Below are 18,525 nucleotides of genomic sequence, written 5' to 3'. Positions count from 1 at the left end.
TTGAGCAGCAAGAGTCTGCATTAAAGCTTTTATGATGTATTTAACGTCTCAGAAATTCTAGAAAATTCATCTTAAATAACGCTCACAGAATACAAAATACACATATCTCGCGCCGTGGTTATCGACAACACCGGTGAACAGGCTAGACTGGAAGGTATGTGTTTAGCGTGTTCCTAACATCTGTGTTAGCGAATACATACCCCAAGATTTTCAGGAGGACATGTGCTTAGCGCGTTCGGGCGAGTCATTAAGACCGCCGACCTGCGACGTAAGCTGCTGTTTACCCTAGGCATGATTGTGCTGTACCGTATGGGCACCTTCATTCCCGCCCCCGGTATTTCCTACGGCACGGTTCAGCAGTGTCTTAACGCCAACCAAACTCACGGTGGCGCCTACGACATCATCAACCTGTTCAGCGGTGGTGCACTCCTACAGCTTTCTATCTTCGCGCTGGGCGTGATGCCCTACATTACGGCAAGCATTATTATTCAGCTGTTGCGCGTGGTCATTCCTCGTTTCCAAGAGCTGCACGATGAAGGGGCTCAGGGACAGGCCAAACTCACTCAATACACCCGTTATCTCACTATTGCTCTTGCGCTTCTCAACGCGACCACGATTGTGTCTATGGCACGCTCTGGCGTGCTTCTGGGGAACTGCCCCGGTATCATCCCGCAAGACGATGTGCTGCACATCCTGGTTATTATCATTACTCTGTGTGCCGGTACCGGCGTCATCATGTGGATGGGCGAGCAAATTACTGAGCGTGGCGTGGGTAATGGCATGTCTTTGCTTATCTTCACCTCAATTGCTTCCTCATTCCCGAATGCTCTGGGCTCCATCCTGGAACAGCAGGGTCCGTTCGTCTTCTGGTCCGTGTGTCTTGTGGGCCTTGCCGTGATGCTTGCTGTGGTCTACGTGGAGCAGTCTGTACGCCGCGTTCCCGTGCAATACGCTAAACGCATGATTGGTCGCCGTACTATTGGCGGCACCAGTACCTATATTCCGCTCAAAGTCAATATGGCAGGCGTTATTCCCATCATTTTCGCCTCCTCACTGCTGACTTTGCCTGGTATTATCGCGCAGTTCAATACACCACAGGGTGGTGCAGCACCCCCCGAATGGGTGAACTGGGTAAATACTTACCTTACGAGGGGCGATCATCCGCTGTACATCGCTCTGTACTTCCTGCTGATTCTTGGATTCACGTATTTCTATGTTGCGGTGACTTTCGATCCGGTCGAGGTTGCAGACAATATGAAGAAATATGGCGGCTTTATTCCGGGTGTTCGCGCGGGTAAGCCCACTGAACGTTACCTCAGCTATGTGCTAACCCGCATTACACTTCCGGGTTCGCTTTACCTCGCTGTGGTTTCCATGATTCCGCTTGTTGCGTTGGTTCTCTTCAACGCAAACCAGAACTTCCCGTTCGGCGGTGCATCGCTGCTGATCGTGGTGGGTGTTGGTCTTGATACTCTCAAGCAGGTCAGCGCCCAGCTTCAACAACGAAACTATGAAGGATTGCTTCGATGAACCGTCTTCTGATCATAGGTCCTCCCGGTGCCGGTAAAGGCACTCAGGCCGTCAAGATCGCTGAGGAGCTGAAGATTCCCGCGATTTCGACCGGCGATATTTTCCGGAAGAACATTAAGGAAGAGACCGAGCTCGGTAAGGAAGCGAAGTCGTATATTGACTCCGGCAACCTCGTGCCCGATTCTGTTACGAACAATATGGTGCGTGCTCGCCTTGACGAAGCCGATGTGGCACACGGTTTCCTTCTCGACGGATACCCCCGCAACATCGCTCAGGTTCACGAGCTTGATGCTATCCTTGCGGATAAAAACCAGCAGATCGACCGTGTACTTCTGCTTGTTGCGGATGATGACGAGCTTGTTGCCCGACTGCTCAACCGAGCCGCTGAGCAAGGTCGCACCGACGATAATGAAGAGGTCATTCGCCATCGCTTGAAGGTGTATGAAGAAGAGACCGCACCGTTGGTTGCGAAGTATCGTGAACGCGGTATCGTCAAAGAGGTTGATGGTCTAGGTGAGATTGCCGACGTGACCGAACGTATTCTTAAAGCCCTATCTTAGGGATATACATCATAAACTGCGCCTCCGTCATCGTGCGGGGGCGCAGTTGCATGAACGCACTGCCGCAGTAATGGTGATACGGCAATGCTCTTAGGACTCAGAACGAGAAGGAACCCTATGGCACGTGTAGAGATCAAAACTAATGCCCAGTTACATCACATGTCGCGCGCAGGCATCATAACTAGCCGTGCGTTGGATGCGGCAGTTGCGGCAGCAAAGCCCGGGGTGAGTACCGCAGAGCTCAATAAAGTTTTCGAGCGCAGTCTGGAAGAACAGGGCGGAATCTCGAACTTTTATGGTTATTATGACTACCCTGCAAGTATCTGCACCTCTGTGAATCATGAGGTGGTACATGGCATACCCGGTGACTATATCCTTCAAGACGGCGATATTATCTCCATCGATGGAGGCGCCTATATTATTGACCCGGCTACTAAGAAGCAGTGGCATGGCGATTCTGCGCGAACTGTATTGGTTGGACATACTTCACAGGCCCGCCGAGACCTATCCGATATAACCCGGGAAGCCCTCTGGCACGGTATCGCAGCCCTGGCACACGCAAAGAAAATCGGCGAGGTTGGGATTGCGATCGAAGAATTCGTGCGCAGCGAAACCGGGGATACATACGGTATCATCGAAGACTATGTAGGCCACGGCATCGGTACCCAGATGCATATGGCACCCGACGTGCTGAACTACGCCGCTCGTGACCTCGGCCCAAAAATTAAACCTGGCATGGCATTTGCAATCGAACCCATGCTTGTAATGGGGAATACCGATACCACCGTACTTGAGGATGACTGGACAGTCATTACAACCGACAGGTCGGATGCCTGCCAATGGGAGCACTCGGTTGCCGTGCATCGAGATGGTCTATGGGTTCTAACCGCAGAAGATGGGGGAGCCTCTGAACTGGCACGCTTCGGCATTATCCCCGTACCGATTCCTAAGTAGCATCTGCCCGCTTTGGGGCGTGCATCCTTGACAAGCATCATAACCACAGGCTGAGCATCTATAACGCCCGAAGGAAAACTATGAGCGAAACTCTGACAGGCTGCGCCGCAGCTTCAACCGATTCCACGTCGCGCTCCACCAAAGTACCCGTGGAGATTTCAAGCGTGCGCCCTGAACCGGGAAAAATTGCGCTCAAAGCACCCCGGCGAACAAAACCACCCAAGCATATTGCCGATTTTGATATGGCAGGGCGCCGTGAATTCCTCAAGGAACTGGGATACCAGCCCTTCCGCGCATCGCAGCTCTCAAAGCACTATTTCGAGCGGCTGGTTAACGATCCGGCGCAGATGACAGACCTGCCTGCTCAGGACCGTGACGAAATAGTATCCCGCGCAATGCCGCAGCTGCTAACTCCCGTGCGAACCCTAGAAGCTGACGGCGGGGATACCCTCAAAGTCGTACATCGTCTTTTCGATGGGGCGCTTATTGAATCGGTCATTATGCGGTATGACAACCGTGTCACCATGTGTATTTCCTCGCAAGCTGGATGCGGGATGAACTGCCCCTTTTGTGCCACCGGGCAGCAGGGGCTCACCCGCAATCTCTCGACCGCAGAAATCGTGGAGCAAGTAGTTGCTGGGGCACGATATCTGAAACAGATGAAGGGTCTTGACAAGGCCGATGGAGGGTCGGAAGATACCCGCCCGCTACGCGTCTCCAATATTGTATTTATGGGAATGGGCGAGGCGCTCGCAAACTATAAATCAACGATGGGTGCGGTGCACCGTCTGATCGATCCCGCCCCCGAGGGACTGGGTATCTCCGCGCGCGGACTTACGATGTCTACCGTGGGTTTGGTGCCCGGTATCCGCAAGTTTGAGCTGGAGAAACTGCCGATTACGCTTGCCCTATCGTTGCACGCGCCGGATGATGAACTGCGCGATGAGCTTATTCCCATTAACCAGCGGTGGAAGGTTGATGAGACTCTGGATGCCGCATACGACTATTACCGCACGACCGGGCGGCGCATCTCGATTGAATATGCTCTTATTCGCGATATTAATGACCAGGGATGGCGCGCCGATTTGCTGGGGAAAAAGCTCGCACAGCGCGGTCGCGGATGGGTGCATGTAAACCCTATTCCGTTGAATCCGACTCCTGGCTCAAAATGGACAGCATCGCGTAAGGGCGTGGAGCAGAATTTTGTGGAGCGTCTGCGGGCACACGGTATTCCAACGACAATTCGCGATACTCGCGGTTCTGATATTGATGGTGCATGTGGCCAGCTCGCTGCCAAAGAAGAGGAATAGGGGCGCCTCATACCGAGTAATAACCCTTATTCTGCAGTTGTTTAAAAGGCAACTATGTCGTATAGTTGATAGTTGGCTGTTTGTACCAGCGTTAAGTGCGCCCTTTTTGCAGGTGCAAAACGCTCTTCACCAGTGTGTGAAGATATACAGCATCAGAAGATAAAACTGTTCAGAGCATAAACTCTGGGCACCGACGTTAGCGGAGGATATGGCAAAGAAAGACGGCGTCATCGAGATCGAGGGCTCTGTGGTTGAGGCTTTGCCCAATGCGATGTTCCGTGTTGAGCTAGACAATGGTCACAAAGTTCTCGCGCACATCTCGGGTAAGATGCGTCAGCACTACATTCGAATCCTGCCTGAGGATCGCGTGGTAGTGGAACTGAGCCCCTACGACCTGTCCCGTGGTCGTATCGTCTACCGTTATAAGTAAAACCCGATCATTAAACGTCGCTTCGGCGGCGTTTAAGTCGTGTTCATAGGGATAAATAGTTCTTCTGGTTGCCCAGTAAGAACCTCTTATCTCGCCAGTTATCAAGTTGCAATCAAAAGGAATGCGATGAAGGTCAAGCCGAGCGTTAAGCCGATCTGCGATAAGTGCAAAGTGATTCGCCGTCATGGCGTAGTCATGGTGATCTGCGAAAACCCGCGCCACAAACAGCGCCAGGGCTAAGCCCACGGTAGCTGCGTAACACCGCCTGCGGGCGGAATCGTCATAGGCACCGCTCCGCATTGTTTATCGAGTGATAAAGGATGCGGATACCTCCGGACTCAGAGGCCGGGGACCGGGCAAACACCCGGGCAGTGATGCTACAGACCTCTGGAAAACAACAAGGAGAAGCCAGTATGGCACGTCTCGCTGGAGTTGATATTCCCCGCGAAAAGCGCGTGGAAGTTGCTCTCACTTACATTTACGGCGTGGGCAAGACCCGTGCTCACGAAACCCTTGCTGCTACCGGCGTGAACCCTGACACTCGCGTCAAGGATCTCACCGACCAGGAGCTTGTGGCACTTCGTGACTTCATCGAAGGCAACTACAAGGTTGAAGGTGATCTTCGCCGCGAGGTTGCAGCCGATATTCGCCGCAAGGTTGAAATCGGCAGCTACCAGGGTCTGCGTCACCGTCGCGGCCTGCCGGTTCACGGTCAGCGCACCAAGACCAACGCACGCACCCGTAAGGGCCCGAAGCGTACCGTCGCAGGTAAGAAGAAGTAAGCAACGTTGCTCTGTCGAACTATCAGTATCGACCAACGTATTAGAAAACCTTTGTAGGAGAATCAATAATGCCTCCCAAGACTCGCGCCGCGGCTGCTCGCAAGACCCGCCGCAAGGTCAGCAAGAACATCGTTGCTGGTCAGGCTCACATCAAGTCGACCTTCAACAACACTATCGTCTCCATTACCGATCCCACCGGTGCAGTAATCTCGTGGTCCTCTGCAGGTGATATGGGCTTCAAGGGCTCTCGTAAGTCCACTCCCTACGCCGCACAGCTGGCTGCTGAGACTGCCGCAAACCGTGCTAAGGAACACGGCGTCCGTAAGGTTGATGTTTTCGTAAAGGGCCCCGGTTCTGGCCGTGAGACCGCAATCCGCTCTCTGCAGGCAGCAGGCCTAGAGGTTGGTTCGATTCAGGACGTAACCCCCGTAGCTCACAACGGTTGCCGTCCGCCGAAGCGCCGCCGCGTCTAATTAGGCGAATGCCTAATCCCTCTGCGGCTGTCGTCTTCACAGATAACACCAAAGAGTCCAGACACCCGTCTGCTTCCTAAAATCTGTTTTCCCAAACTTGTGGGCTCATATAGCGGAGCTCACCGAAAGGAAACAAAGTGCTTATTGCACAGCGCCCCACTCTGACTGAAGAGGTCGTAGCGCCGAACCGTTCGCGCTTCACCATCGAGCCCCTTGAGCCGGGCTTCGGCTACACCATGGGTAACTCCCTCCGTCGCACTCTGCTGTCCTCCATTCCCGGCGCCGCTGTTACCAGCGTTCGTATCGACGGTGTTCTGCACGAGTTCAGCACTGTTCCCGGAGTCACCGAGGATGTCACCGAGATTATCTTGAATGTCAAGAAGCTCTCGATTTCCTCGGAAAATGACGAGCCTGTAGTTGCATACCTGCGTAAGCAGGGCGAGGGTGAACTTACTGCAGCCGACATTGAAGTACCTGCCGGTGTTGAGATCCACAACCCGGAACTGCACATCGCAACCCTCAACGCGAAGGCAAACTTCAATGCCGAACTGATTATTGAGCGCGGTCGCGGTTATGTGTCTGCAGCTCAGAACAAGACCGGTGATGCAGAGATCGGCCGTATTCCGGTTGATTCTATTTACTCCCCGGTTCTGAAGGTTACCTTCAGCGTTAACGCAACCCGTGTTGAACAGCGCACCGACTTCGACAGCCTGACTTTGGACGTCGAAACCAAGGAAGCCATTGCACCGCGCGATGCCGTCGCATCCGCAGGCAGCACCCTGGTTGAGCTCTTCGGACTTGCACGTGAGCTCAACGTTGCTGCCGAGGGTATCGAGGTTGGTCCGTCGCCTGCCGACGAGTCCATGGCTGCCGATTTGGCTCTGCCGATTGAGGACCTTAACATGTCCGTTCGATCCTACAACTGCCTCAAGCGCGAGGGCATCCACACCGTAGGTGAGCTCGTGACCCGTAGCGAGGCAGATCTGATGGATATTCGTAACTTCGGTGCTAAATCCATTGATGAGGTCAAGGCTAAGCTGCATGAGCTTGGTCTGGCTCTCAAGGATTCCCCTCCGGGCTTTGAACCCGTTGCTCGTGCATACGATGACGAAGACGGTTCCGGCGAATAAATTTCGATCGAATAGTTCACCCGGTTGTTCCGGGATCAGTAAACGTGGTTCCTAAGTCCCGTTGTTGGGGCGGTGGAACGTAAATCATGGAGAAATAACTATGCCTACTCCCACTAAGGGTCCCCGCCTCGGCGGTTCCCCGACCCATGAGCGCCTAATGCTCAATAACCTGTCGGCGCAGCTCTTCCAGCACAAGCGCATCACCACCACCTTGACTAAGGCAAAGCGTATGCGCCCGGTGGCTGAACGTTTCATCACCTTCGGTAAGAAGGGCGATTTGGCGGCTCGCCGTCGCGTGCTGCGATCCATTACCGACAAGTCCGTAGTACACGAGCTTTTTACTGTAATCGCACCGGCAATGGCCGAGCGCCCCGGTGGCTACACTCGCATCACCAAGATCGGTAACCGTAAGGGCGATAACGCACCTATGGCCGTTATCGAACTCGTAATGGAGCCTGTAGAAACCAAGGGTGCTGTTGCAGAAGCTACCAAGGTTACTGAGAAGGCTGCCGAGGCTCCTAAGGCTGAAGCAAAGAAGGCAAAAGCTGAAAAGGCTGAACCTAAGGAAGAAGCTAAGCCCGCTAAGTCTGAAGGTACCGAGGGTCTGCCTGCAGGCGCACACGCTCCGTTAGAATCTGGTGAGGCTCCCGAAGGCTTCGAGGTCAAGGGTAACGCTGACTCGATGAAGTACCACGTGCCCGGCTCCCGCTGGTATGCAAACACCATCGCCGAAATCTGGTTTGACTCCGCTGAGTCGGCTGAGGCGGCAGGTTACGCACCCGCCGGTGGTGCAGCAGCTCAGAAAGTTTCTGCTGAGTAAGTACAGCTAACGCGTTAGCTTATTGTCAAAATCCGTCGCCTAGGTTCATAGGCGACGGATTTTGCGTGTTTCAGACGTACATTCTTGGGCAATTCACCAGGTATTGTTGAAGGGGGAAAGGGAAAAGCTACTGTGTCGGATCAGTTACAAGAGCCTGTTCCTCAGGCATCACAGATCAACCTGGACTCGCAGCCATCATCTGGCGATGGGGACGTGGTGCTGGGCACGCAGCGGGTACGTATCGACTGCGCCTATGAAGGCACGTGGTTTAGCGGGTGGGCAAGGCAGCCTAATCTGGTAACTGTGCAGGGTGTATTAGAGGATGCGCTGGAGCTGGTGCTTCGCGCGCATCACCGAGTGACGGTCGCCGGTCGTACCGATGCCGGAGTACATGCGCAGGCGCAGACTATCCACCTCGATATTGCCGCTGAAACCTGGCAGAAACTTACCGGGCGTGACGGGCTGGCAGATCCAGCTGAGTCGCTCAAACGTAAGGTTTCTGGTGCCCTGAAACGAACCCTGGCGCAGGCAGAACATACGCTAGGAATCCCTGAGCGCATGCGCGGGCTTCTTCAAGGATCTCTTGTGCTTCACCAGGTACAGCCCGTGCCGCAGGACTTTGATGCGCGGTTTTCAGCGACCGGCAGGCGGTATACGTACCGCATCCTGGATGGACAGGGGAGTAGCCCCGATCCGCTGCGCCGCGCGTATGCCTGGTGCATTCCCGAAAGCCTAGACCTTGAAGATCTTAACAAGGCAGCTCATGAACTTACGGGGCTACATGATTTTCTCTCGTTCTGTAAGCCGCGTGAGGGAGCTACGACGATTCGTGAACTCCGCCGTATATACCTAACACGCCATGATGACGGAGTTATTGAAGCGACGGTTGAGGCAGACGCTTTTTGTCACCATATGGTGCGCTCGCTTATAGGGGCACTAGTTCTCTACGGCACCGGAAAACGGACCCAAACATGGCTGCGGGAACGCCTAGAAAACCCGCAGCGGGATGCCTCACTCATTATGGCACCCCCGCATGGATTAGCTCTTGCACACATTGATTATCCAGCGCCTGAAGAGTACGGTCTGCAGGCACGAGCTACTCGGGCAATGCGGTAGAGCAACATTTTTAACGGGGAATCCGCGCCATTTAAGGGTTTTGGTGTGGATTAAGCACCTAAATTGCTGTATAGTTTTGCTAGTTGTGCGTGTTCTGCCCGAGCACGCTCTCGGCACTGTCTAGTTGCAGGACGTCAAGGTGTCGCAGAGTACGGGCCAGAACGGGCGAGCATTCGGTCCTCACCCGGATTCGTCATGCACGTAGTAATAGGCGTGATACCCAACTAAGCGCCGAATGTACATTTCGAGACAAAGGCCAATATTTTGCGCACTTATACTCCTAAGCCCGGCGAAGTTGAGCGCCAGTGGCACATCATTGATGCCACCGATGTGGTGCTCGGTCGCCTCGCAAGCCAGACCGCTATCCTGCTGCGCGGTAAGCACAAGCCGACTTTTACCCCTAACGTGGATACCGGCGATTTCGTGATCATCGTGAATGCCGAGAAGGTCGCTCTGACCGGTGCAAAGCTTGAGCAGAAGCGTGCATACCGCCACTCGGGTTACCCTGGCGGTCTGAAGTCCGTCAATTATGCAGAGCTTCTTGAAACCAACCCTGTTCGTGCGGTTGAGAAGGCTGTGAAGGGCATGCTGCCCAAGAACAAGCTAGCTGCACAGCAGATCAAGAAGCTGAAGGTCTACGCTGGTCCCGAGCACCCGCACGCGGCACAGCAGCCCAAGACCTACGAATTCAACCAGGTCGCCCAGTAATTCGGGCCTACGAAGAAACTATTAGGAGAAATCGTGGCTCAGAACGAAGAGCAGATCGTAGTCGAGGAAGAGCTCACTAGCTACACCTCGGAATCCGCAGCCCCCGTCGCGGCGGCTGCACAGACAAGCCGTCCGGCACTGACTGTTGCAGGTGCTGCAGTCGGTCGTCGTAAGGAAGCAGTGGCACGTGTTCGCGTGGTTCCCGGTTCCGGTAACTGGACCATTAACGGCCGTAGCCTGGATAGCTACTTCCCCAATAAATTGCACCAGCAGGATGTGAACCAGCCGTTCAAGATCCTGGAACTTGAAGGTGCTTACGATGTGATTGCACGCATCAGCGGTGGTGGTCCCTCCGGTCAGGCAGGCGCGCTGCGCCTTGGTATCGCTCGTGCCCTCAACGAGATTGATCGTGAGAACAATCGTCCCGCGCTGAAGAAGGCAGGCTTCTTGACTCGCGACGCACGTGTTATCGAGCGTAAGAAGGCCGGTCTCAAGAAGGCACGCAAGGCTTCGCAGTTCTCCAAGCGTTAATCGCTGGTTCTGCTGCACAAAGCCCCCGCACTTCCCAAAGAAGCGCGGGGGCTTTGTGCATTATAAGGGGTTTACCTGCATAAGGTTGCGATAACTGTTACATTTGTCACTCATTCTCACTCTCGGTACAGTTAAAGTGTCAAAGCAGACACGAACGGAAAGAGAATTCATGACAGAAAAGAACCTTCAGCCCGCAACGGAGCAGGTCGAGAGTACCGTACCCGAAACTGCTCCTCAGTCTTCCGATGTTGCAGATCCAGCCGTATCAGAGAAAAAGCACGCTATTAAAGAAGCTCTCAAACCCCAAGTTCGTCGCACCTCGGTGGTTGAAGACTATGCGGCAGAACTGGATGAAATGGCATCTCTCACCCATGCTCTGAGCGGAAATAAGAAAAGCTCAAGGGGCGATGCCTGGAAGATTGGCTACCCCTACGATGAAAAACTCGGTCGTAAAGCATACGAAAAAGAAAAACGCGCACTGCAGATTGAGCTTCTGAAGCTCCAGCTATGGGCAAAATCGACCGGGCAGAAAATCCTCATTATTTTTGAGGGACGCGATGCTGCGGGTAAGGGTGGTTCCATCAAACGCTTTACGGAACACCTGAACCCCCGTGGGGCTCGCGTGGTGGCTCTTGAAAAGCCAACCGATATTGAACAGACTCAGTGGTATTTCCAGCGCTATATCAAGCACTTACCCTCTGGTGGCGAGATCGTCATGATGGACCGTTCCTGGTACAACCGCGCCGGGGTTGAGCGTGTGATGGGCTATTGCACGCAGGCCCAGTACTTCGAGTTTATGCGCGAAGTACCCGACCTGGAGCGTATGCTCGTGAACTCGGGCATTAAGCTCATTAAGTTCTGGTTCTCAGTTACCAAGCAGGAACAGCTGGCACGCTTTACCTCACGCCGTACTGATCCTGTTCGTCAGTGGAAGCTATCACCTACTGACCTAGCTTCGCTCGATAAGTGGGATGATTACACTGCTGCGAAAGAAGCCATGTTCTTCTACACCCATACCGGCGATGCTCCGTGGACCGTTATTAAGTCAAATGATAAGAAGCGTGCTCGTTTGGAAGCCATGCGTTACGTGCTTTCACAATTCGACTACACCTCAAAAGACCGTGAAGTCGTGGGAACTTGCGATCCTTTGATTGTACGTTCTGCAACGGATGTTTTTGAAGAAGAAGGCGGCAGTGACCCCGAAGGTTTTCCTGTCATCCAATAAATAAAACTTTTGGTTGGTTTATTCAATAAACCTGCTAAGAAAATAACTAAGAACCGCCCCTGCCTACCAAAGCGGGGGCGGTTCCGGCGTAAGATAGTAAGGTGACTGAACGACTTTTTGGAACTGACGGCGTGCGCGGCCTCGCGAATGAGATTATCACTCCGGCACTCGCTCTTGAGCTCGCGCAGGCAGCCGCCCTTGTACTTGGACACGAGCAGGTCGCCGAAGGCACCCGCCCCCGCGCCGTAATCGCTAACGATTCACGCGCATCCGCAGATTTTATTGTCTCTGCCATGAAAGCCGGGTTTACCAGCGCTGGTGTGGATGTGTTGGACGCGGGAATCGTCCCCACTCCGGCCGCCGCCTACTTGGTTGCTTACACGGATGCAGACTTTGGTGTGATGATCTCAGCATCGCATAACCCCGCCGCCGATAACGGTATTAAATTCTTGGCGCGTGGTGGACAAAAGCTTGAAGACGCCACCGAAGATGCCATTGAGCGCGTGTACCGGGAAAAGAACTTTAGGTACCCTACCGGGGGTGAGGTCGGCTCTATCTGCGCCCTAGAGAACGGTACCGAGGCATACGTTAAGCACCTAGTTTCCACGCTAGAAGACGAGAAGCCCCTCACGGGTCTTAAGATTGTGCTGGACTGCGCAAATGGTGCGGCTTATGCAGCCTCTCCTGCGGCCTTCACCCGGCTAGGGGCCGAAGTTATCGCGCTCGCTGCTGAACCGAACGGCACCAATATCAACGATGGCGTAGGTTCTACGCATCCGCAGACCCTTCAAGCTGCCGTCGTTGAACACGGCGCAACCTTGGGGATTGCCCATGATGGTGACTCCGACCGATGTCAGGCAGTTGATGAGCAGGGGAACCTGGTAGACGGCGATCAGATTATGGCTATTCTTGCCTTGGCGGCGCATCGTGCTGGGCACCTGAGCCAGAACACTCTGGTGGCAACCGTGATGAGCAGCCTAGGGCTTGAACTCTATCTGCGTGAGCACGGTATTTCGCTGGTGCGCACCGCCGTGGGAGATCGTTACGTACTCGAAGAGATGCGTGAGCACGGGTATAACCTAGGCGGTGAGCAGTCCGGGCATGTGATTATGAGTGACTATGCGACCACGGGCGACGGTGTGCTCACCGGGATTCAGCTTGCCGCTGAGGTGGCGCGTAGCGGGGAGAAACTTTCTGTGCTGGCCTCACGGATGCAGCCCACCCCGCAGCGTTTGATTAACGTGAAGGGCGTAGATCGTGCCGGCGTTTCAACCAATGCTGCGCTGAATGCTGCTGTGGCCGATGCTGAGAAGGGGCTGGGGGAGAGCGGGCGTGTTCTTCTGCGTGCTTCTGGAACCGAACCGCTGGTGCGCGTTATGGTTGAGGCCGCTACGCAGGAGCAGGCCGATTCTGTTGCTCAGCACCTTGCGGATGTGGTGGCGAAAGAACTGGCTCTCTAGTCTTACAAGCTTTCTAGAAAATTGATGCGTATCGTCGGCGAAATAGAAATATTTCGCCGACGATACGCATTTTGTTTATAGCGCAGGTTTAGCTCATATCGGCAGATTTATTCGAGCTGAAAAATACCGTGGGGCGCATCCAAATTCGGATGCGCCCCACGGCTTTTGTTGAATGACTAGTATGTTTGAATCGGAGTGATCCGTAGATTACTTCTTAGCGAGGGAATCGCGGATTTCCTTGAGAAGGGTAAGCTCGGTTTCTTCTTCCTCTTCTTCACCCTTGTTGCGGGTAGCCCTTTCATTGAGCTTCTGAACCGGAAGAACCACAGCGAAGTACACAGCAGCCGCAATGAGCAGGAAGTTTACGACAGCGGTCAGGAAGACACCGATCTTAATCTGACCGATGACGAGGAAAGAATCAAAGTTCGGAGACTGGACGAGCATGGAAATTGCGGGCATGAGCACCGACTGAACCAGCGCAGTCACAACTGCGGTGAACGCAGTACCCATGATAATACCGACTGCAAGGTCGATAACGTTGCCACGAATCAAGAAATCTTTAAAACCTTTAAGCATGTACCTAGGGTATCGTGTTTCCCAGCAAATTTTCAGGAAAAACCAACAAAAACCGCTCCAAATAAAGTGATTTTCTTCACTAGTGCATCATATATCAATCTGTAAAGGTTGATTTTAGATATTTGTTTCTGTGGGTTAGAACCCCGTCTAAAGACTAGTTAGGGGTGTAAGCTGTTGATAAACCTATGAGAGGTAGCTGAGTCTACCCAAGATAATCTGGTGCCGCACCGGTGCCAAAAAACTCTTCCAGAGTCTTTGCGCCGGACGCCGAATACTCCTGAGTCAGACCAACACCTAAATAACGGTAATGCCAGGGTTCAAAGATATAGCCCGTCACATGCTGCTGGTTCTTTGGGAAACGCAGGATAAACCCGAAGTCGGGGGCGTTTTTCGCCAACCATTGACCCGCACGAGTATCTTGATAGCATTCTTGCAGCAGGCATCCTTCGGGGGAACCGAAATCGATAGCCAGTCCGGTCTGATGTTCCGAATATCCGGGCCGTGCAGAAAGTGTATCTGCGGTCTTCTGCCCATTAACCTGAACCCAATGCTGGTAGGTCTGTTTCTGCGCCGCGAAGGAACGATAAGCACTGCTGACCGTGAGGGTTACCCCATCCCGTGCTGCCGCATCCATCATGGACTGTGCCGCCGCAGCCGCCTCAGCACGTAACTGCTGTCCATAAAACGGCACCAAATCCTGCGGGGCCCAATCTTGCGGTGAGAATGGGCGAGTTTTATTGACGATGCACCGTAACGATTCCGGATGCGACTCGACCGATGTGTGCTCAGCAGGTTTTTTGCTCTCGGGCGCGGAAGGTTCTTCTGTAGTGCCGCCTTCTGGTTGCGACTTCTGGTCTTTGGGATGTGAAGACTCTGAGACCGTGGCCTCTGGGTTAGCTTTTTCAGACGGTTTCGTCTCTGGGGTTTTCTCGTTTGCCGTCGGGGACGCACTAGGTTTTATCGTAGGGTTCGATGGGGTGGAACTCTTCGTAACCTTCGGGGTGGCGGTAGGTGAAGATGACACACTTGCCGGAGAAGTCGTGCCTGTCGCGCTTGGTGTAGTGGAAGCAGTAGCTGATGTATTCCCGCTAGTCTGAGGTTCCTGAGAGCCGCATGCAGACAAGACCCAAGACCCAGATGCTGCAGTCAGCAGCGCTCGGCGTGAAAAAACTGATGTACCCATCGGGAACCTCCTTGGGAAACTGGTCTTTATTCTGGAATATGTCAACGGCAATGCGCTAATTTTTGCGCAAGAGAACCTGCGCCACCTTATGGTCGGAACCTTTCTGCAAGATCAGGTGCGCGCGAGCGCGAGTAGGAAGAACGTTCTGTACGAGGTTAGGCTCGTTGACGGTTTTCCAGATACCGGTGGCAAGCTCAATCGCTTGGTCATCGCTTAACTCAGCATAGCGCTTAAAGTAAGAATCCGGGTTCGTAAACGCGGAGGAGCGCAGGGTGAGGAACCGGTTAACGTACCATCGCTGAATATCTTTGGTATTTGCATCGACGTAGATGGAGAAATCAAAAAAGTCACTGAGCGTCAGGTCTGAGGTTTCGGGGCCTTCAGTGCCAGCAGGAGCGAGTACATTAAGTCCCTCAAGAATCAGCACATCAGGAGTCGTGACCTCAATCTGTTCATCGGGAAGAATGTCATAGTACAGATGCGAGTATTTGGGGGCTCTGACCACAGGGACCCCCGATTTTATATCGGAGACAAATTGCAGCAGTGCCCGCCTGTCGTATGATTCGGGAAAGCCTTTGCGGTGCATAATGCCGCGGCGTTGTAACTCAGCATTTGGGTACAGAAAACCGTCGGTGGTGACGAGCTGAACCTTCGGGGTTGAGGGCCAGCGCCTCAGGAGTGCCTGCAGCAGGCGTGCCGTCGTCGATTTGCCGACCGCTACGGACCCGGCTACACCGATAATAAAGGGAACTCGTCGGTGGGATGCCTGAAGGAAGTCATTCGTCATGTGGTTGAGTGAGGATGCCGCATTGACGTACAGATTCAAAAGTCGGGAGATCGGCAAATAGATCTGACGTACCTCATCGAAGTCTACCGGTTCTCCTAAGCCGCGGAGCGCATCGAGTTCCTCTTCGCTGAGGGGTACCGAAATTTCGGTCGCTAGCCGCGACCATCGTGAGCGCTCCAGCTCGACAAAACGCGAGCTGGCGGCAGAAAAATTTGAGGAGCTCATTCCCCTAAGTGTACGAATTTTGCGCGTCAGATGCGAACAAGACGTGGCATCCTTTAGGTTAAGAATGCACAAAGGCTGGGGCTATACCTTGAAAGAAATGCCTTTTGACTAGGGGTTATTCTGCCCACAGGTGTAAAGGGCGCCGGGTTAGCTGCCCTGGGGCGTGAATAAGATAAACTTGAGCTATGTGTGGAATTGTAGGATATGTAGGTCTGGACGCAGCTCCGGACGGTAATAAATTCGACCACGATGCATACAAAGTGGTCATTGAAGGTCTGCGCCGCCAGGAGTACCGCGGCTATGACTCGGCCGGTGTTGCGCTCGTATGCCCTGACGGCATCGAATTCCGCAAGAAGGCGGGCAAACTTATCAACCTAGAACATGAGGTCGAGGATGCGCCGCTCACCGAATCACAGATTGGTATTGGCCATACCCGTTGGGCTACCCACGGTGGCCCCACCGATAATAACGCGCATCCGCACGTGGTCGATCACGGTCGTCTAGCGGTTGTGCACAACGGTATTATTGAGAACTTCGCCGAGCTACGCGCCGAACTGCTTGCCGAAGGGGTGGAATTTCAGTCTCAGACCGATACCGAGGTAGCTGCGGCACTTATCGCAAGTATCTATAACAAACTGGGTACTAAAGACCTGACCGAGGCTGTGCGTGAAGCATCAAACCGTATGGAAGGTGCTTTCACGATTCTTGCGGTTCACGCAGACCACCCCGACCGTGTGGTGGCAACCCGCCGCAACTCTCCTCTGGTGATTGGACTGGGAGAGAACGAGAATTTCTTAGGATCTGACGTTTCGGCGTTTATCGACCACACCAAAGAAGCCGTAGAGATGGGGCAGGACCAGATTGTCACCATCACCGGTACTGACTATTCCATTATTGATTTTGCGGGCAACCCCGCCGAAGGCAAGCCCTTCCACATCGAATGGGATGCCGCAGCGGCGGAAAAGGGCGGCTACAACTCGTTCATGGAGAAGGAAATCCACGAGCAGCCCACCGCCGTTGAGCAGACCCTCATGGGACGCATGGATGAAAAAGGTAACCTCGTTCTGGACGAGCTTAATATTGATGATTCCGTGCTGCGCTCGATCGATAAGATCATCGTGGTGGCCTGCGGTACCGCAGCGTACGCGGGTCAGGTTGCGCGCTACGCTATCGAGCACTGGTGCCGTATCCCCACCGAAGTCGAGCTTGCCCATGAGTTCCGATACCGCGACCCAATCGTGAACGAGAAGACCCTGATTGTGGCTCTCTCGCAGTCCGGCGAAACCATGGATACCCTCATGGCGGTGCGTCACGCCCGCGAGCAGGGCGCTAAGGTCATATCCATCTGCAACACCCACGGTTCAACCCTGCCGCGTGAATCCGACGCGGCGCTGTACACCCATGCTGGACCCGAGATTGCGGTCGCATCGACCAAGGCGTTTCTGGCGCAGATTACTGCAGCATATCTGCTGGGTCTGTATCTTGCGCAGCTTCGCGGCAACAAGTACAAGGATGAAATCTCTGCCATCCTCGGTGAGCTGCAGAAAATGCCCGCCAAGATCCAGAAGGTTATCGACAACGATACCCTCGTGAAAGAACTTGGCGCCGAGATGAAAGATACCTCTTCGGTGATCTTCCTAGGGCGCCACGTTGGGTTCCCTGTTGCCCTTGAAGGCGCGCTTAAACTCAAAGAGATCAGCTACATCCACGCCGAAGGTTTTGCCGCTGGCGAGCTGAAACACGGTCCTATCGCCCTGATCGAAGAGGGCCAGCCCGTTATCATCATTGTGCCCTCCGCACACGGGCGTGAATCCCTGCACGGCAAGGTTGTTTCCAATATTCAGGAGGTGCGCGCTCGCGGCGCCTTCACCATCGTCATTGCCGAAGAGGGCGATGAGGCTGTCAAGGAGTATGCGGATCGTCTGATCACCGTTCCTGCCGCGCCTTCTCTGCTGCAGCCTTTGCTTGCCACCGTGCCGCTGCAGATTTTCGCGTGTGCACTTGCTGAGGCGAAAGGACTGGACGTTGACCAGCCTCGTAACCTCGCCAAGTCGGTGACCGTGGAGTAATCCTCATCCCGCATATGCGTTCGCGTGGGCGGTGTCGTTACCCTTCAGGGGACGGCACCGCCCACGCCTCGTTAACCCGCACCACAGTGCGAGACCGAGGAAGTTTCATGATGCGTTAACATTGTTCGCTGTGCTGTCTTCCCTGTACCAACCTCGCTAAACTTAAAACAAAACTCGCATTTTGGCAGGAAAGGCGAAAAATGATTATCGGAATCGGCGTAGATACCGTCAACATTGAGCGCTTTGAACGAATCGTCACCGAAACACCCGCTTTTGTGCGCAGGGTATTCACACCGAATGAGCGCACTCGTAATATCCGTTCTCAAGCCGTACGTTTTGCCGCCAAAGAAGCGGTCGCCAAAGTCTTAGGGGCACCCGATGGGCTCAACTGGCAAGATTGCGAAGTCGCCAGCAGCGAGAGTGGGCAGCCATACCTGATTCTTACGGGAACGATCGCCGAACGTGCCCGTACCCTCGGCATCAATCGTCTGCACCTGAGCCTAACCCATGATGAACCCGTAGCCGTTGCCATCGCCACGGCGGAATATCTGAGCGCTACAGAGCTTGCCCATCTGAAAAGGTTCGATCCTGAAAGCTACAGTATGACGGTTCTCGCCGAAGACCCCACCGACTAGCCCCTGCCGCATCGACGCGAG

20 protein-coding genes are annotated in these 18,525 nt (G+C 54.1%); 17 read left to right on the top strand and 3 right to left on the bottom strand.

What is annotated here, in order from left to right; translation table 11 throughout:
• The first annotated feature begins 222 nt into the window (after positions 1 to 222).
• The 15 genes from secY to glmM all read left to right on the top strand — a co-directional run bounded on the left by secY (position 223) and on the right by glmM (position 13,029).
• Positions 223 to 1,530, top strand: a complete 1,308-nt coding sequence (secY, locus tag HMPREF0733_RS01330; protein WP_013397608.1) for a preprotein translocase subunit SecY — start codon at positions 223 to 225, stop codon at positions 1,528 to 1,530.
• Positions 1,527 to 2,090, top strand: a complete 564-nt coding sequence (locus tag HMPREF0733_RS01325; RefSeq protein ID WP_013397607.1) for an adenylate kinase — start codon at positions 1,527 to 1,529, stop codon at positions 2,088 to 2,090. The genes secY and HMPREF0733_RS01325 overlap by 4 nt, the downstream gene beginning before the upstream one ends.
• 117 nt (positions 2,091 to 2,207) lie before the next feature.
• Positions 2,208 to 3,044, top strand: coding sequence for a type I methionyl aminopeptidase (gene map / locus HMPREF0733_RS01320; RefSeq protein ID WP_013397606.1), 837 nt, complete (start codon positions 2,208 to 2,210; stop codon positions 3,042 to 3,044).
• An 80-nt stretch (positions 3,045 to 3,124) separates the two neighbouring features.
• On the top strand, positions 3,125 to 4,354 hold the full coding sequence (rlmN, locus tag HMPREF0733_RS01315) for a 23S rRNA (adenine(2503)-C(2))-methyltransferase RlmN (protein WP_004005259.1): 1,230 nt from the start codon (positions 3,125 to 3,127) through the stop codon (positions 4,352 to 4,354).
• A gap of 208 nt (positions 4,355 to 4,562) precedes the next feature.
• Positions 4,563 to 4,784 carry a translation initiation factor IF-1 gene (gene infA / locus HMPREF0733_RS01310; RefSeq protein WP_005505018.1) on the top strand — a complete coding sequence of 74 codons (222 nt, stop codon included), beginning with the start codon at positions 4,563 to 4,565 and terminating at the stop codon, positions 4,782 to 4,784.
• A 126-nt stretch (positions 4,785 to 4,910) separates the two neighbouring features.
• Positions 4,911 to 5,024: a 50S ribosomal protein L36 gene (gene rpmJ / locus HMPREF0733_RS01305; protein WP_004005257.1), complete on the top strand. Its 114-nt coding sequence runs from the start codon at positions 4,911 to 4,913 to the stop codon at positions 5,022 to 5,024.
• Positions 5,025 to 5,197: 173 nt separating this feature from the next.
• Positions 5,198 to 5,566, top strand: a complete 369-nt coding sequence (gene rpsM / locus HMPREF0733_RS01300; RefSeq protein WP_005505026.1) for a 30S ribosomal protein S13 — start codon at positions 5,198 to 5,200, stop codon at positions 5,564 to 5,566.
• Positions 5,567 to 5,634: 68 nt separating this feature from the next.
• Complete coding sequence (rpsK, locus tag HMPREF0733_RS01295) at positions 5,635 to 6,039, top strand: 30S ribosomal protein S11 (protein ID WP_004005255.1); 405 nt, start codon at positions 5,635 to 5,637, stop codon at positions 6,037 to 6,039.
• 137 nt (positions 6,040 to 6,176) lie between these two features.
• Positions 6,177 to 7,169 carry a DNA-directed RNA polymerase subunit alpha gene (locus HMPREF0733_RS01290; protein ID WP_013397604.1) on the top strand — a complete coding sequence of 331 codons (993 nt, stop codon included), beginning with the start codon at positions 6,177 to 6,179 and terminating at the stop codon, positions 7,167 to 7,169.
• Between the two features lie 100 nt (positions 7,170 to 7,269).
• Positions 7,270 to 7,989 (top strand): 50S ribosomal protein L17, sunset domain variant, encoded by a 720-nt coding sequence (gene rplQ, locus HMPREF0733_RS01285; protein WP_004005253.1) that lies wholly within the window; start codon positions 7,270 to 7,272, stop codon positions 7,987 to 7,989.
• A 219-nt stretch (positions 7,990 to 8,208) separates the two neighbouring features.
• The gene (gene truA, locus HMPREF0733_RS01280) at positions 8,209 to 9,105 is read left to right on the top strand and encodes a tRNA pseudouridine(38-40) synthase TruA (protein ID WP_115333628.1); all 897 of its coding nucleotides are present in this window, start codon (positions 8,209 to 8,211) and stop codon (positions 9,103 to 9,105) included.
• Between the two features lie 264 nt (positions 9,106 to 9,369).
• The gene (gene rplM / locus HMPREF0733_RS01275; RefSeq protein ID WP_004005251.1) at positions 9,370 to 9,813 is read left to right on the top strand and encodes a 50S ribosomal protein L13; all 444 of its coding nucleotides are present in this window, start codon (positions 9,370 to 9,372) and stop codon (positions 9,811 to 9,813) included.
• Positions 9,814 to 9,846: 33 nt separating this feature from the next.
• Positions 9,847 to 10,344 carry a 30S ribosomal protein S9 gene (rpsI, locus tag HMPREF0733_RS01270; RefSeq protein ID WP_004005250.1) on the top strand — a complete coding sequence of 166 codons (498 nt, stop codon included), beginning with the start codon at positions 9,847 to 9,849 and terminating at the stop codon, positions 10,342 to 10,344.
• Positions 10,345 to 10,513: 169 nt separating this feature from the next.
• Positions 10,514 to 11,569 carry a polyphosphate kinase 2 gene (gene ppk2 / locus HMPREF0733_RS01265; protein ID WP_013397602.1) on the top strand — a complete coding sequence of 352 codons (1,056 nt, stop codon included), beginning with the start codon at positions 10,514 to 10,516 and terminating at the stop codon, positions 11,567 to 11,569.
• Between the two features lie 101 nt (positions 11,570 to 11,670).
• Entirely contained in the window at positions 11,671 to 13,029 is a 1,359-nt protein-coding gene (gene glmM, locus HMPREF0733_RS01260; protein ID WP_013397601.1) for a phosphoglucosamine mutase, read from the top strand.
• 207 nt (positions 13,030 to 13,236) lie between these two features.
• Here the strand turns inward: glmM and mscL are convergent, their stop codons facing one another.
• From mscL to coaA, 3 genes are all read right to left on the bottom strand, one after another.
• Positions 13,237 to 13,605 (bottom strand): large conductance mechanosensitive channel protein MscL, encoded by a 369-nt coding sequence (gene mscL / locus HMPREF0733_RS01255; protein WP_004005247.1) that lies wholly within the window; start codon positions 13,603 to 13,605, stop codon positions 13,237 to 13,239.
• A 202-nt stretch (positions 13,606 to 13,807) separates the two neighbouring features.
• Complete coding sequence (locus HMPREF0733_RS10850) at positions 13,808 to 14,788, bottom strand: M15 family metallopeptidase (protein WP_244864775.1); 981 nt, start codon at positions 14,786 to 14,788, stop codon at positions 13,808 to 13,810.
• Between the two features lie 55 nt (positions 14,789 to 14,843).
• The gene (gene coaA, locus HMPREF0733_RS01240; RefSeq protein ID WP_013397598.1) at positions 14,844 to 15,800 is read right to left on the bottom strand and encodes a type I pantothenate kinase; all 957 of its coding nucleotides are present in this window, start codon (positions 15,798 to 15,800) and stop codon (positions 14,844 to 14,846) included.
• Positions 15,801 to 15,985: 185 nt separating this feature from the next.
• Here coaA and glmS point away from each other — a divergent pair, with 185 nt between their 5' ends.
• Positions 15,986 to 17,869, top strand: coding sequence for a glutamine--fructose-6-phosphate transaminase (isomerizing) (gene glmS, locus HMPREF0733_RS01235; RefSeq protein ID WP_004005244.1), 1,884 nt, complete (start codon positions 15,986 to 15,988; stop codon positions 17,867 to 17,869).
• 200 nt (positions 17,870 to 18,069) lie between these two features.
• Complete coding sequence (locus tag HMPREF0733_RS01230; protein ID WP_004005243.1) at positions 18,070 to 18,504, top strand: holo-ACP synthase; 435 nt, start codon at positions 18,070 to 18,072, stop codon at positions 18,502 to 18,504.
• Positions 18,505 to 18,525 lie beyond the last annotated feature (21 nt).

The organism is Rothia dentocariosa ATCC 17931 (genome assembly GCF_000164695.2).
GTDB classification, from domain to species: Bacteria; Actinomycetota; Actinomycetes; order Actinomycetales; family Micrococcaceae; genus Rothia; species Rothia dentocariosa.
Note: the sequence above shows the minus strand (reverse complement) of the source record. Positions and strands in the feature narration are given on the sequence as shown.